13 protein-coding genes and 1 pseudogene are annotated in these 13834 nt (G+C 61.0%); 13 read left to right on the forward strand and 1 reads right to left on the reverse strand.

Annotated features, from left to right (window positions below; translation table 11 throughout):
• The first annotated feature begins 1 nt into the window (after window position 1).
• From BME24068_RS06195 to BME24068_RS06255, 13 genes and pseudogenes are all read left to right on the forward strand, one after another.
• Window positions 2-1693: a hydantoinase B/oxoprolinase family protein gene (locus BME24068_RS06195; protein ID WP_096502680.1), complete on the forward strand. Its 1692-nt coding sequence runs from the start codon at window positions 2-4 to the stop codon at window positions 1691-1693.
• Entirely contained in the window at window positions 1668-2654 is a 987-nt protein-coding gene (locus BME24068_RS06200; protein WP_162826229.1) for a fumarylacetoacetate hydrolase family protein, read from the forward strand. The genes BME24068_RS06195 and BME24068_RS06200 overlap by 26 nt, the downstream gene beginning before the upstream one ends.
• 19 nt (window positions 2655-2673) lie before the next feature.
• The gene (locus BME24068_RS06205; RefSeq protein WP_096502676.1) at window positions 2674-3888 is read left to right on the forward strand and encodes a pyridoxal phosphate-dependent aminotransferase; all 1215 of its coding nucleotides are present in this window, start codon (window positions 2674-2676) and stop codon (window positions 3886-3888) included.
• Window positions 3885-5279, forward strand: a complete 1395-nt coding sequence (locus BME24068_RS06210) for an NAD(P)/FAD-dependent oxidoreductase (RefSeq protein ID WP_174925483.1) — start codon at window positions 3885-3887, stop codon at window positions 5277-5279. The genes BME24068_RS06205 and BME24068_RS06210 overlap by 4 nt, the downstream gene beginning before the upstream one ends.
• Before the next feature lie 28 nt (window positions 5280-5307).
• Window positions 5308-6456 (forward strand): ABC transporter permease subunit, encoded by a 1149-nt coding sequence (locus BME24068_RS06215; RefSeq protein WP_174925484.1) that lies wholly within the window; start codon window positions 5308-5310, stop codon window positions 6454-6456.
• Window positions 6457-6524: 68 nt separating this feature from the next.
• The gene (locus tag BME24068_RS06220; protein ID WP_174925485.1) at window positions 6525-7544 is read left to right on the forward strand and encodes an amino acid ABC transporter permease; all 1020 of its coding nucleotides are present in this window, start codon (window positions 6525-6527) and stop codon (window positions 7542-7544) included.
• A gap of 12 nt (window positions 7545-7556) precedes the next feature.
• Window positions 7557-8333 (forward strand): amino acid ABC transporter ATP-binding protein, encoded by a 777-nt coding sequence (locus BME24068_RS06225; protein WP_096502668.1) that lies wholly within the window; start codon window positions 7557-7559, stop codon window positions 8331-8333.
• Between the two features lie 20 nt (window positions 8334-8353).
• Window positions 8354-8701, forward strand: coding sequence for a RidA family protein (locus BME24068_RS06230; RefSeq protein ID WP_096502666.1), 348 nt, complete (start codon window positions 8354-8356; stop codon window positions 8699-8701).
• A 35-nt stretch (window positions 8702-8736) separates the two neighbouring features.
• Entirely contained in the window at window positions 8737-9120 is a 384-nt protein-coding gene (locus BME24068_RS06235; protein ID WP_096502664.1) for a RidA family protein, read from the forward strand.
• A 101-nt stretch (window positions 9121-9221) separates the two neighbouring features.
• Window positions 9222-9779 carry a glutathione S-transferase family protein gene (locus BME24068_RS06240; RefSeq protein WP_420887530.1) on the forward strand — a complete coding sequence of 186 codons (558 nt, stop codon included), beginning with the start codon at window positions 9222-9224 and terminating at the stop codon, window positions 9777-9779.
• 142 nt (window positions 9780-9921) lie between these two features.
• The gene (locus BME24068_RS06245) at window positions 9922-11049 is read left to right on the forward strand and encodes a branched-chain amino acid ABC transporter substrate-binding protein (protein ID WP_420887532.1); all 1128 of its coding nucleotides are present in this window, start codon (window positions 9922-9924) and stop codon (window positions 11047-11049) included.
• Window positions 11046-11747 carry a dienelactone hydrolase family protein gene (locus BME24068_RS06250; protein ID WP_096502660.1) on the forward strand — a complete coding sequence of 234 codons (702 nt, stop codon included), beginning with the start codon at window positions 11046-11048 and terminating at the stop codon, window positions 11745-11747. Before BME24068_RS06245 ends, BME24068_RS06250 begins: the two co-directional genes overlap by 4 nt.
• Window positions 11748-12092: 345 nt before the next feature.
• Window positions 12093-12269, forward strand: a pseudogene (locus BME24068_RS06255) (integrase core domain-containing protein); the annotation flags it as partial.
• Window positions 12270-12322: 53 nt separating this feature from the next.
• On the opposite strand, the gene BME24068_RS06260 reads toward BME24068_RS06255, so the two are convergent.
• Window positions 12323-13714: an aminotransferase-like domain-containing protein gene (locus tag BME24068_RS06260; RefSeq protein WP_174925487.1), complete on the reverse strand. Its 1392-nt coding sequence runs from the start codon at window positions 13712-13714 to the stop codon at window positions 12323-12325.
• Window positions 13715-13834: the final 120 nt, after the last annotated feature.

Genomic DNA, 13834 nt, shown 5'->3' on the forward strand with positions numbered 1-13834 from the left:
TATGAAGTCCGATCTGATCCAGCTTCAGGTGACGTGGAGCCGTCTGCTCGCGATCGTCGAAGAACAGGCGCAGACACTGATTCGCACGGCGTTTAGTGTGTCGACGCGCGAAGGCGGTGACGTGTCGGCGGGCGTGTTCGATGCCGAAGGCCGCATGCTCGCGCAGGCCGTGACCGGCACGCCAGGCCATATCAACTCGATGGCGATGGCGGTGCCGCACTTCGTCAAGCGCTTCCCGGTGAGTGAAATGAAGGAAGGCGACGTCTTCCTGACCAACGATCCGTGGCAGGGCACCGGCCATCTGCACGATTTCACGTTTGTTACGCCGACGTTCCTGAACGGCAAGGTGGTTGCCTTCTTCGCCTGCACATCGCACGTCGTTGATATTGGCGGGGTAGGTTTTTCGCCGGAAGGGCGCACCGTGTATCACGAAGGTCTGCGCGTGCCGATCATGCGCTTCGCTGATAAGGGCGTCACCAACGAGTGGCTCATCGAGATTGTGCGCAACAACGTGCGCGAAGCGACGCAGGTCGTGGGCGACATGTACGCGCTCGCCGCGTGCAATGACAACGCGGTGAAATCGTTGATCAGTCTGATGCACGAATACCGCATCGATTCGCTCGATGCGGTGCGCGACTATATCTTCGAGAACACGCGCCAGGCGATGCTCGACGCGTTCAGGGCGCTGCCGAAGAAGCAGGCAAGCAACGCCATGCGTACCGACGGCTATGACAAGCCTGTCGATCTGGCCTGCACGGTGACGATCGAGAATGAGCGCATCGTCGTCGATTTCGATGGCAGCTCGCCGGTGTCGGACTTTGGCATCAACTGTCCGTTGTGCTATACGGCTGCTTATGCGTCGTTCGCGGTCAAATGTGTCGTTGCACCAAAGGTGCCGAACAATTCGGCGTCGCTCGACATGATCGTTGTGACCGCGCCGGAGAACACCATCGTCAATGCTCCGTTCCCCTCGGCCGTTGCGGTGCGAAGCGTAGTCGGCCATCTGGTGCCCGATGTTGTGTTCGGGGCGATGCATGAATTGCTGCCGGGCCGCGCGCCGGCCGAAGGCGCGGGCTCGCTGTGGGGAGTCAAGGCAGGCGCAGGCATGGGCCTCACGCCGATGGTCGGCAATGGCACCAAGCAGACGAGCTTCATGATGATGAGTCTGCACAGCGGCGGTATGGGTGCGCGTTCGAGCTGCGACGGTTTGTCGGCGACGCCGTTTCCGAGCGGTGTGAAAAACATTCCCGTCGAAGTGACCGAGGCAATCACGCCGCTCGTGATCTGGAAAAAGGAACTCCGTCAGGATTCGGGCGGCGTCGGCAAATTCCGCGGTGGCCTGGGCCAGACCATGGTGGTCGGCAGCCGCGAGGACGCGCCGTTCGCCATTCTCGCCACCTTCGATCGCATTCATAACGCGCCACGCGGACGTTCGGGCGGCAGCGGCGGCGCGAACGGCATCCTGCGCCTGGAATCGGGCGAGCTTCTCAAACCGAAGGGGCGTCAGGTGATTCCGGCCGGCGCGCGTGTCGTGCTCGACATGCCGGGCGGCGGCGGCTTCGGCAAACCGGAAGAGCGGCCGCTCGAATTGATCGAAGCGGACCTGCAGCGCTATCTGATCAGCTGGGAAGCGGCCGTTGCTGCTTATGGCGTCTCCCGCGACGCGAATGGCAAGCTCGTGCGCGCCGTCTGACTCTCAAAGGAACCTGAACGCCATGCGTCTCTGCCAATACGACACGCCGGATTCACCGTGCATTCACGTCGGTGCGCATCTTACGAGTGGATTGATCGTCGATGTCGCGAGACTGATTGACCAGCCGTTGAAATCGATGATCGAGTTCATCGAGCTTGCCAACAACGGTGATATCGATCTCCATCTGCTGCGCGCGAAACTGGGAAAGCTCGACGAAAAGGAAGCGCTGAAACTGGGGGCACTCACGCTGGACAAGTTGCATCTCCGCGCACCTGTCACGGAACCGCCCAAGTTCTTCGCGATCGCGATCAACGGTCGCTCGAATTGGGAACGCTCGATCAAACCGGAGAATCCGCGCCCGCAATACTTCATCAAGCTGCGCACCTGCATCACCGGTCCGTTCGATCCGATCGAGCTGCCCGACATCGGCTGTGTCGGACCGGAAGTGGAACTTGCACTGATCATCGGAAAAGGGGGCAAGGACATCGCTGCCGCCGACGCGTCCAGGCACATCTTCGGCTACACGGTGCACAACGATCTGACCGCGCATCACCTGCGCGCGACGTCCGAGTGGATCCGTCTGCGCCGCAAGGACGGCAGCGAGGAGCAATTGACCTATCCTGGCCGCTGGAAAAATTTCGATACGTTTTCTCCGATGGGGCCGTTCCTCGTTACGCCGGACGAAGTGCCCGACCCGCACGCACTCGCAATGGACGCGCATCTGAACGGCGAACTCGTGCAGCAGGGACATTCGTCCGATGTCGTGTACCGGATTCCGGAGCTGATCGAATATCTGTCGGCCGCGCACACGCTCGAAACGGGCGACATCGTCTCGATCGGCACGGTGCCCGCAGTCGAGCCATGGAAGATGGCGACCATCGATCTGCGCAAGTACGGCGGCACGATCGACGTGTCGATCGAAGGTGTCGGGCGATTGAGCAACCCGATTCGGGCGGTTTAACGGGAAGGGTACAGTGAACATGTCGAACGCATTTACACGTTCCGCCGCGCTGTCGCGCATCAGTCCGTCCGCGACGATCGCGATCACGCAGAAGGCGCGAGATCTTCGCGCGGCGGGACGCAAGGACATCCTGTCGCTGTCGATCGGCGAGCCGGACTTCGATACGCCCGGCCACGTGTGCGAAGCAGCGCGCGCCGCGATTGCCGCGGGCAGCACACGCTATCCGCCGGTGTCAGGCGTGCCGGTGCTGAAGGAAGCAGTCGCCGCGAAGTTCGCGCGCGATAACGGCTTGCATTACACGGTGAATCAGATCGTCGTGAGCGCGGGCGCGAAACAGGTGATCGCCAATGCGATGCTCGCGACGCTGAATGCTGGCGACGAAGTGCTGATTCCTGCGCCGTACTGGGTGTCTTATCCGCAGCTCACGCAGTTGTGCGGGGCGACGCCGGTGTTCGTGCCGACGTCGGCCGCTGACGGTTTTCTGCCGCAACCCGAAGCGCTCGATGCCGCAATCACGCCTAAAACGCGCTGGCTGATCCTGAACTCGCCGAACAATCCGTCGGGTGCGGTGCTCGATCGCGCATCGATCACCGCGCTCGGCGAGGTGTTGCGCCGCCATCCGCATGTGTGGATTCTCACCGACGACATCTACGAGCATCTTATCTACACCGACGATCCGTACACGACGATGGCGCAGGTTTGTCCCGATCTCGCCGATCGCACGCTGACGGTCAACGGCGTGTCGAAGGCCTATGCGATGACTGGTTGGCGTATTGGGTTCGCGGGAGGCCCGGCGCCACTGATCAAGGCGATGGAGCTCGTGCAAAGCCAACTGACGGGAGGCGCTTCGTCGATCGCGCAGTTCGCTGCGGCCGCGGCGCTGGACGGACCGCAGGATTTCGTCTCGGAATCTCGCACGTCGTTCCGTACGCGGCGCGACAAGTTGATCGACGCATTGCGGGCGATTCCGGGAATCGAATGTGCGACACCCGACGGCGCGTTCTATGCATTTCCGTCGTGCACGGCATTTTTGGGGCGCTCGACGGCGAGCGGCACGGTCCTGCACACTGACGAAGACTTCGTGCGCGAACTGTTGGAAACAGCTGGCGTCGCGGCCGTGCACGGTTCGGCATTCGGCAGTCCCGGCCAGTTCCGCGTGTCGTACGCCGCGTCGCAGGACGTGCTCGGAGAAGCGTGCCGCCGACTTCAACAGTTCTGCGCCAGCCTCCGATGAAACCGCTTCCCGATACGATTCACGATGCCGTTTCGTACGATGCGTCGCCCGACGATTCTTCGGACACATCGGGCGATGCGATGGCGTTGCGTCCGTACTGGGCCGACGCGCGTCCGCACGACGCGACCTTCGATGCGCGCGCGCCGTTGCCTAAGAAGTGCGATGTCGTGATCGTCGGCGCGGGGTTGACGGGCATTGAAGCAGCGCGGGTGCTTGCTGAAGCGGGCCGCGATGTGCTCGCGCTCGATTCGGGCCGCCCGGGCGCAGGCGCGAGTACGCGCAACGGCGGTCAGATCGGGCGCAATTTCAAGCACGCGTTCGGTGAATTGTGCGACACGCTCGGCGAAGCGAAGGCGATCGGCTATTTCGGCGAACTGCGTGCGGCCTACGACGCCCTCGCGGCGCTCGGCGAGCAAGCGGGCGACGCGATCGGCTGGCGCAAATGCAGCCGCGTAATCGGTGCGATGAGCGGTGCCCATCTCACGCGCCTCACCCGCGAATACGAGCGACGCGCGCGGCTGCTCGGTGAAGAGATCGACGTACTCGATCGCACTCGCATTGCCGATGAACTTGGCTCGCCGCTCTATCTCGGCGGCGTGCGCGTGATCGAAAATGGTGCGATTCATCCAGGCCTGTACACCGAGTTCATGTTGCAACGCGCGATCTCGGCAGGCGCGCGCGTCGTTGGTCATACTCCCGTCACGCGGATGGAACGTACGCGCAATGGCTTCGACGTGCACGCCGCGCGTAGCGTGATTTCCTGTCGCGACGTCCTGATCGCCACGAACGGCTACACCGACGTTTGCAAGTGCGACGCGCTCGACTGGTTCCAGCAGCGACTCGCACCGATCAATTCGTACATGATCGCGACCGAACCGCTCGACGACGCGACGTGGCATGACGTGCTTCCGCAACGTCGCACATATCACGACAATCGCCGCCGCTCGCATTTCATGACGTTTTCGCCCGACGGCGCTCGTTTGCTGTTCGGCGGACGCACCGGCAACGACCCTTCGATGTCGCGACGCACGCTCGCCGCACTCGCCGACGACCTGCGCTTCATTTTTCCAAAGCTCGCCGACGTGCGCATCACGCATGGGTGGACGGGCCGTTGCGCCGGTACACGCGATCTGTTCCCGCACGTCGGCGTGAATCCGCAAGGCATGCACTACGCGCTCGGCTACTGTTTTTCCGGCAACGCAATGGGACCGTATCTCGCGCGCAAGGCGGCCGCACGCATTCTTGATCGGCACGACGAAGCGCAAACGCTGTTCGACAGCACGAGCTTTCCGGCGTTGCCATTACTTGCACGCAATCGCTGGACGATGCCTGTGTTGCTGAACTACTACGCTTGGGCCGACCGGCCGAAAGGATTGGCTCGCGCGATCTAGCGTGAACTCTGTTTCGAGAGGTATTGCAATGAACGTCAACACCGCATACCGGCAAAGCCGTATCGCCAGCTGGACGCTGCAGATCGGTGTCGTGGCCGTGCTGATCGCGTTGATTGGCTGGTCGATGGTGACAGCGTGGCAGCGAATGCACGCGCAAGGCATCGCGTACGGTTTTGGTGTGCTCGGTCGCACGACCGGCTGGCAGATCAGTTCGCCTTTCCTCGATCAAACCGCCGACGATCCGTACTGGTGGACGCTGGTTGTCGCGTTCGTCAATACGCTTGGCGCTAGCGTGATGAGCATCATGTTCGCGTGCTTCATCGGCGTGGTGATCGGCATCGGACTGCTCGCGCCGAATCGAGTCGTCGCGCAGATGTTTCGCACGTACGTCGAGATTTTCCGCAATGTGCCGCTCGTGTTGCAGGCGCTGTTCTGGTACGCGACGCTTACGACCTTGCCCGCGCCGCGCGCCAATCCACCATCGCTGTTCGAGATGTTTTACGTCTCGAATCAGGGGCTCTTCTTACCATCGATCGAACTCAAGGAAAGTCGTTTCGCCTGGGCCTGGATCGTCGTTCTCGTTGCGTTGTGTGCTTGTTTCATGTGGCGGCGGGCGTCGACCCGAAGACGTTTGTTAGCAACAAATGCAATGGTGGTAAGCACCCTCGCGCTCGCCATATTCACGGTCGCTCTGCTGAGCGCCGGGTCGATCACCGTAGACGTGCCGCGAATGACCGGCTTCAGTTTTCGCGGTGGCTGGAACATACCGCTCGAACTGATTGCATTGGTGCTCTCAACCGTGCTGTTTTCCGCCGCCTATATCGGTGAAATCGTGCGCGGTGGTTTGCAGTCCGTACCGCGCGGGATGATCGAAGCGGCGCAGGCGCTCGGGCTCCCCGCGCGTACGGTATTCGGTGCGGTGCGCTTTCCGATCGCATTGCGATCGATGGTGCCGGCGCTCGGCAACATCTTCCTGTTCATCGTGAAAGCGACGGCGATCGGTAGTGCGATCGGTTATGCGGACGTGTATTCGGTGTCGGTCGTTAGCATCAGTCAGACCGGTCAGGCGGTCGAGTTTCTGGTCGCGATGATGGTCATGTACTTCGTGCTGAATTATTCGCTGACGATCGTGATGAACGCGCTGAATCGCGCAATCTCCTTCAAGGGGAATCGTTAATGAACAGGATCGACTCGTTTTCGCTTTCGGGCAACATGGCTTCGTCCGCGAACGGCGGGCCGCCATCAATGAAGAGGGCGTCGCTCCAGCCCGGTGATCTCATACTCTCGACCGTCGGCACGCTCGTATTCGCTTTCGTGCTGTGGCGCGTGTTGTCGTGGGCCGTCGTGCATGGCGTATTCGGCACGACACCACAAAGCTGCAACGACGCAACCGGCGCGTGTTGGTCGGTGATTCGCGCGCGCTGGCGCATCATCCTGTTCGGCCTCTATCCGCTCGACGAGCAGTGGCGCTCCGCGCTTGCATCGGTTATTGCGATCGGCACGCTCGCGCTCGCGTGCGTGCCGCGCATGTGGAGCGCTGCGCGGATGATGCCGATCCTGCTAGGCGGATACGCGCTGTTTCTGCTGATTATCCACGGTGGCGTGTTCGGTCTAGACGTCGTGCCGTCGTCGCGCTGGGGCGGTCTCACGCTCACGCTTTTTATCTATATCACGGTGATCTCTTTCGGCTTGCCGATATCAATCGGACTCGCGTTGCTGCGTCAAAGCCGTTATCCGGTGTTCCGTCACCTGACCGCGTTCGTCGTCGACGTCACGCGCTCGCTGCCGCTGCTGACGATTCTTTTCTCCGCAACCGTGATCATTCCGCTGATGCTGCCGCACGTATTACAGGGCGACAAGCTCGTGCGATCGCTGGTCGGCTTCACGTTCTTCTTCGCGTGCTATCAGTCGGAGATCGTGCGCGGCGGGTTGCAGGCAGTCGGACGAGGACAGGTGGAAGCATCGCAGGCGCTCGGCATGAGCTACTGGAGCACGACGGCGCTGATCACATTGCCGCAGGCCTTTCGCATCGCGATGCCCGCGACGATCAACCAGTTCGTGATCACGTTCAAGGAAACGTCGCTCGTGATTATCGTCGGCCTGTTTGATCTGATGGCGTCTGCGCAGGCGGCGTATCACAGCGGCGAGTGGAGTGCGTATCACACCGAGGTCTACGTGTTCGTCGCGCTGATCTATTTCATCGGATCGTTCAGCTTGTCGAGGTACGGAAAGTACGTCGAGAGGCATTTTCAAACTCCTCGCTAGAAAGGCGCTTTCATGTCCCAAGTCAATACATTGCCGCCAGCCTGTCCGGATGGTAACGAGGCGGTTGTCCAGTTGCGCGGCGTTAACAAGTGGTACGGCCGTTTTCACGTGTTGCAGAACGTCGATCTCTCCGTGCGCTGCGGCGAACGCATCGTGATCTGCGGGCCATCCGGTTCCGGGAAATCGACGATGATTCGCTGCATCAACGCGCTCGAAGAACATCAGGAAGGGGCGATCGTCGTAAATGGCGTCGAGCTTTCGGGGGCGACGAAAAGCATCGAGAAAGTGCGGCGCGAGGTTGGCATGGTATTCCAGAGCTTCAATCTGTTTCCGCACATGTCCGTGCTCGAAAACTGCATGCTCGCGCCGGTGCGCACGCGTCGTCTGACGAAAGCACAAGCCCGCGAGCGTGCGATGCATTATCTCGAACGCGTGAAGATTCCACATCAGGCGAGCAAGTATCCGGGGCAATTGTCGGGCGGACAGCAGCAGCGTGTCGCGATCGCGCGCGCGCTATGCATGAACCCGAAAGTGATGCTCTTCGACGAGCCGACTTCGGCGCTCGATCCCGAGATGATCAAGGAAGTGCTCGACACGATGGTCACCCTTGCCGAGGAGGGAATGACGATGCTGTGCGTTACCCACGAGATGAACTTCGCTCGTCGCGTCGCGGACCGGATCATCTTCATGGACGCTGGCGCGATCGTCGAGGATCAGCCGCCCGAATCCTTCTTCTCGAATCCGCTTCACGAACGTACCCGGGATTTTCTCGGGCAACTGATGCATTGATTTTTAAAAGGAATTTCACCATGAGCGACATTCAACGCTTCGACTTCCGAAAACGCATTCACATGAGCGTCGTCCACGGCGGTACCGTTTATCTGACCGGACAGGTCGGCACGGCGAACCGGCCGGCCGCGGAACAGATGCAAGAGATTCTGGAAAAGGTCGAAATGCTGCTCGCGCAGGCTGGCAGCAGCAAGTCGCGCATTCTGAACACGACGCTGATTCTTGCCGACGTTGCCGACTACGACGCGGTTAATGAAGTATGGGACGCGTGGGTTGACAAGGACAACGCACCGTCGCGCTCAACCTTGCAGGCGCAGCTCGCGTCGAAGGGGCTGCTGGTCGAGCTTATCGTGATTGCGGCGGCGTAATCGGGCGAGGGGCTCGTTTCCACAGGAGATATCCGATGAAAAAGCAGTTCATCGTGCCGCAGGGCATACATGCAACGCCGACATATTCATACGCGGTGAAGGCGGATAACACGGTCTATCTCGCGGGCCACGTCGGCCGCGACGCGCAAGGCAAGGTCGTCGAGGGCGGGATCGAGGCGCAAACCGTACAAGCATTCGAGAATCTGAAACGCACGCTCGACGCAGCCGGCGCGACGCTGGCCGACATCGTCAAGCTGACGATCCACATTACCGATATCGAAGCGATGGCGACCGTACGCGATGTGCGTGCGCGCTATCTGAAACCACCGATGCCGGCGAGCACGGCGGTCGAGGTCGCGAAACTTGCACCCGGTGTGCTGATCGAGATCGACGGCACGGCCGTGATCGACGACGCATGATGTCCGCGCAACCGACCGTACCGCGGATTTTCTATTCTCCGGAAGCGTGCTCGCTCGCTGCGCACATCGCGCTCGAAGAAACGGGTGAGGCATTCGAGCCGGTGCGCATTGCGCTGGCCGATGGCGAGCAGCGCTCGGCCGGCTATCTCGCGATCAACCCGAAAGGGCGTGTACCCACCGTGGTCGACAATGGGTTCGTCGTGACGGAGTTGCCTGCGGTGCTGCTGTATATCGCGCGGCGGTTTCCGCACGCGAAGTTATGGCCCGATGATCCGCAAGGCGAGGCGCGTTGCGCCGAATGGGTCGCATGGTGTGCGTCGGGTTTGCATGAAACGTTCGGCCATTTGCGGCGTCCCGAGCGTTTCGCCGATAGCGATGCAGCCCGCCGTGAAGTCGCGGACAAGGGGCGTGTGTCGTCGCGTGCCGTGTGGGAGATGGTGGAACGGAAGCTCGCGGCGTCGAGCGATCGATGGGCTGCCGGTTCGCGCTATTCGGTCGCCGACGGATGTCTGCTCACGTTCTGGATCTGGGGTCGCGCGAAGACGCTTCAATACGACATGCACCGCGACTTCCCTGCATGGACGGCGCTTGCGGAACGTGTCGCGCGACGTGATGCGGTACAACGCGCACTAGAACGCGAAGGCCTACTGCCACCCTGATTTTCGTGACCTTATTGGATCGTTGTCCGAATGAAGACGTGGTTTTACAAAAAAGAGGGAACAGCGCTGTTTGCCGGTGCAGACTGCGCTTTCTTTGTCTGCAGCAAACGAAAGCAAAACGGAGATGGAGATGAAGAGTGGAATGAAGGTACTATGCGGTGCCGTAACGCTCGCATCAGGAGTGGTTGCGACGGGTGTGCATGCGCAGACCGTCGTGAAGATCGGGAGTGCTGCACCTCTAACGGGCGGCATGGCGCACGTTGGCAAGGACAACGAGAACGGCGCGCGTCTCGCGATCGAAGAGATCAACGCGCAAGGACTGGTGATCGGCGGACAGAAGATCACGCTGCAGCTTGACGCTCAGGACGATGGGGGTGATCCGCGCCAGGCGACCCAGGTAGCGCAGAAACTTGTCGACGACAAGGTTGTGGCGGTCGTCGGGCATCTGAATTCGGGTACTACCATTCCCGCGTCGAAGATATACAGCGACGCCGGCATCGTGCAGATTTCGCCGTCGGCGACGAACCCTGCATACACGCAACAAGGATTCAGGACAACGTACCGGATGGTTGGAACCGATGCGCAGCAAGGTCCCGCGCTGGCGAAATATGCGGCGGGGCCGTTGAAGGTGAAGACGCTCGCGGTCGTTGATGATTCGACCGCATACGGCCAGGGCCTCGCAGACCAATTCCAGAAGGCAGCCGAAGCGCTCGGCATAAAAGTACTGTCGCATGACGCGACCAACGACAAGGCCATCGATTTCCGTGCGATCCTGACCAAGATCAAAGGGGAGAATCCCGACGCGATCATGGTCGGTGGCATGGATCCGACCGGCGGTCCGTTCGCACGTCAGGCCCGGCAACTCGGCCTACGCGCAAGAATTCTCGGTGGCGATGGCATGTGCACGGAAAAAATGCCGTCGCTTGCTGGTGATGCAGCCGGCAATGTCGTGTGTTCGGAAGCCGGTAAGGCGCTCGAGAAAATGCCGCAAGGTGCCGCGTTTGCTGTGAAGTATGAAAAGCGTTTCGGCGAGCCTATCCAGATCTACGCGCCGTTCTCGTACGACGCGGTCTATATTGTCGTCGACGCTATGAAGCGTGCGAATTCGTGTGACCCCGCAAAGATCCTCGCTGCGATGCCGGGCACAAATTTCGGCGGTGTCACGGGGCAAACAAGCTTTGACGCTCACGGCGATCTCTCGCACGGCGTCATCACTCTCTACACTTACAAGAACGGGAAGAAGACAATTCTCGATATGGTGACGCTATGACTACTTCCGGTTCGTGGATTGAAATCGAAGCGCACGATGGCGGGTTGTTCCAGGGATATCTCGCACTGCCGCCCGCGAAGCGCGGCCCGGGGCTGCTCGTGCTGCAGGAGATCTTTGGTGTGAACGCGCATATTCGTGGCGTTGCCGAGCAATACGCGGCGCAAGGTTTCGTTGTGCTTGCGCCGGACATGTTCTGGCGGATCGCGCCGCGTATGGAGATCGGCTATCACGGAGAGGATCGCGTGCGCGCGAATCGTCTGTACGACGAGCAGCTTGACAAGACGTTGGCGCTTGCCGACGTCGGCGCGGCGGCTGAGCGTTTGCGCGCGCTGCCCGAAGTGACCGGCAAAGTCGGAGCGGTCGGATTCTGCTTCGGTGGCTGGCTGACTTTCGCGGCTGCCGTTGAGCGGATGATTGACATCGGCGTGTCGTATTACGGGGGCGGCATCCAGCATCAGCTCGAAGACTGCGAGCGTATCGTCGCACCGATGCAGTTCCATTTCGGCGAAAGCGATGAGCACGTGCCGATTTCACTTGCCGATGCGCTGCGAGAGCGTTTTGCAGGACGCGATGGAGAGGTGCATACCTACGCAGGTGCGGATCATGGCTTTAACTGCTGGGAACGCGAAACGTATAATCCGGGCGCGGCCGAACTTGCTCATGAGCGCGCGTTGCAGTTTCTGCGTAAACACCGCTGAGATATTCGCATCTTGCGAATGAGTCCATCTCCAGACGGTGATCATTTCTTTTCTTAGACTGGTCACTGGCTTCTCCAACCTGGATAGAGCAACGACAGCGATATCGTGTCGTCTTATTACCAGGGGTTCTGAGCGGCGGTCGTCCGATGCTATCGAGGGACGACCCGGAGATGGCGGCATGGCGTTCCTCCTGACAATGCTCTCGGGTAACGGCGAGGAAGGTTCGTGGTGTGCGGATGGGCGATGCCATAGTCCGGAACTGCGTGCGGTTGGATCTATGCTGCGGATGACGTGTCAAGTCAGTGTTACGCCATCCTGAAGAAGACAGATGCAGCAGACTGCTGCGACGAATTGCCGAATCGCGAATGGTTCCGCAGCCGGGTCGAGGCCGAGGTACTCATCGAACGCTGACGACAGTTCTACAACGAGCGTCGGCCCCATAGTGCTCATCGCTATCAATCTCCTGCCACGGTCCGTCGAGCGTGGCAGGATTCCGATAATATCGACGCGAGACGCGCTGCCCGATTGGTCACAAAATTCCGTCCCAGGTCAACTGCGCGCGTGCAGGCCGTCGATCACAGCGTCGCACCGTATAAATGGTGCGCATCGGTCAATGCATCGGCGACGAGTTGCAAGCCGTCCCGGCATTGCTCCCGGTCCTGCGGCCCACCCAGGCAGATGCGGATCGCGGCCGGCGGGTTACCGTCCGTCGAGAACGCAGCGCTTGCCACGGCAGCGACGCCGTGACTCCGCAGATGCTGGGCCAGCTCGGACGCGCTCCACAAGCTCTCGTGCGGAATCGGCAGCCAGAGATGGAAACCGTCGGGATGCGCATCGAACGGCCACGCGCCGAGAACCCGAGCGGCAATCGCCTGGCGGGCATGGGCCTCCGATCGGATCGCTGTCAACATCTCGCTCGCCGTTCCGTCGTTGATCCATTCGGTGGATAGCAGCATCGTGAACGGACTCGGCATTACCGTCGTGGCGCGCAGCGCGCCGGCGATACGCTGCGCCTCGCGCGCCGTCGGCGCCAGTAGGTAGGCGATACGCAGCCCGGCGCCGAGATTCTTTGACATGCCTGTCACGTAGTAGGTCAGTTCCGGTGCAAGCAACGCCAGTGGAGGCGGTGCGCTCCGCGGTAGCATCGCGTAGGCGTCGTCCTCAATGATGGGTACGTTGTAGCGCATCGCGACATCTGCCAGTGCTTCACGGCGTCTGTACGGTATCGTGACCGTGCTCGGGTTCTGAAGGGTGGGGTTGCAATAAAGCGCGGCAGGCCGTCCGGTTCTGCAAAGCGATTCGAATGCATGAGGCAACGGCCCGTCGTCGTCACGTGGCAGCGGCTGCAACTGCACGCCCAATTGCGATGCAATCGCCTTGATGCCGGGGTAGGCGAGCGCGTCCAGGCAGATAGTATCGCCGCGGCGTGCCAGTCGAGAGATGAGCGCGACGAGGGCGCTGTGGATTCCCGGGCAGACAAGCACGGCATCGCCGCTGCAGCCGGGAAGTCGATTCGCTAGCCACATGCGGCCGGCGGCGCGATCTGCGGGCGTGCCGCCGAAATCCTGATATCGCATCAATTGATACGGATCGGCCGCGTTGAGCAAGGCGGCTGCCGATTCCTGCAGCCGCCTGGCCATCTCGGGCGGCTCCGGCGGCATGTTCATCGACATCTCGACGCTGCTCCCACCCGACAGCGGGATTGTACGGGTCGGGCCGCGCACGAACGTACCGCTTCCTGCCCGCGTATCGAGCAAGCCGCGTCTGCGGGCTTCCGCATAGGCGCGTGCCACCGTCGTGTAGTTCAGGCTCAGCGCACCGGCGAGATCGCGCAGTCCGGGCAGGCGATCGCGCGGTTTCAGGCGGCCCGCCGCCAGATCTTCCTCGATGAGATCGGGGATCAGAAGATACGCCGGTTTCCTGCTTGCCGACAGTCGCTTCGACCAATGATGGATTGCGTCATCCATACCTGTTTCCATTTGATGATTCATCAAAACGTTAGCATGGCGGATTATTCGAAAATATTTATATCGCCAGTCTGAAGCGGGCTGATTGCATTGATCGCATCGTGTATCGGATTGATGCAC

The sequence above is a fragment of the Burkholderia anthina genome (genome assembly GCF_902498995.1).
Classification (GTDB): domain Bacteria; phylum Pseudomonadota; class Gammaproteobacteria; order Burkholderiales; family Burkholderiaceae; genus Burkholderia; species Burkholderia anthina.

Coding starts and splice junctions, on each gene's coding strand:
- BME24068_RS06225 (WP_096502668.1), top strand. CDS start 7,557: ATGTCCCAAGTCAATACATTGCCGCCAGCCTGTCCGGATGGTAACGAG.
- BME24068_RS06215 (WP_174925484.1), top strand. CDS start 5,308: ATGAACGTCAACACCGCATACCGGCAAAGCCGTATCGCCAGCTGGACG.
- BME24068_RS06220 (WP_174925485.1), top strand. CDS start 6,525: ATGAAGAGGGCGTCGCTCCAGCCCGGTGATCTCATACTCTCGACCGTC.
- BME24068_RS06230 (WP_096502666.1), top strand. CDS start 8,354: ATGAGCGACATTCAACGCTTCGACTTCCGAAAACGCATTCACATGAGC.
- BME24068_RS06250 (WP_096502660.1), top strand. CDS start 11,046: ATGACTACTTCCGGTTCGTGGATTGAAATCGAAGCGCACGATGGCGGG.
- BME24068_RS06235 (WP_096502664.1), top strand. CDS start 8,737: ATGAAAAAGCAGTTCATCGTGCCGCAGGGCATACATGCAACGCCGACA.
- BME24068_RS06195 (WP_096502680.1), top strand. CDS start 2: ATGAAGTCCGATCTGATCCAGCTTCAGGTGACGTGGAGCCGTCTGCTC.
- BME24068_RS06245 (WP_420887532.1), top strand. CDS start 9,922: ATGAAGGTACTATGCGGTGCCGTAACGCTCGCATCAGGAGTGGTTGCG.
- BME24068_RS06260 (WP_174925487.1), bottom strand. CDS start 13,714: ATGGATGACGCAATCCATCATTGGTCGAAGCGACTGTCGGCAAGCAGG.
- BME24068_RS06210 (WP_174925483.1), top strand. CDS start 3,885: ATGAAACCGCTTCCCGATACGATTCACGATGCCGTTTCGTACGATGCG.
- BME24068_RS06200 (WP_162826229.1), top strand. CDS start 1,668: ATGGCAAGCTCGTGCGCGCCGTCTGACTCTCAAAGGAACCTGAACGCC.
- BME24068_RS06205 (WP_096502676.1), top strand. CDS start 2,674: ATGTCGAACGCATTTACACGTTCCGCCGCGCTGTCGCGCATCAGTCCG.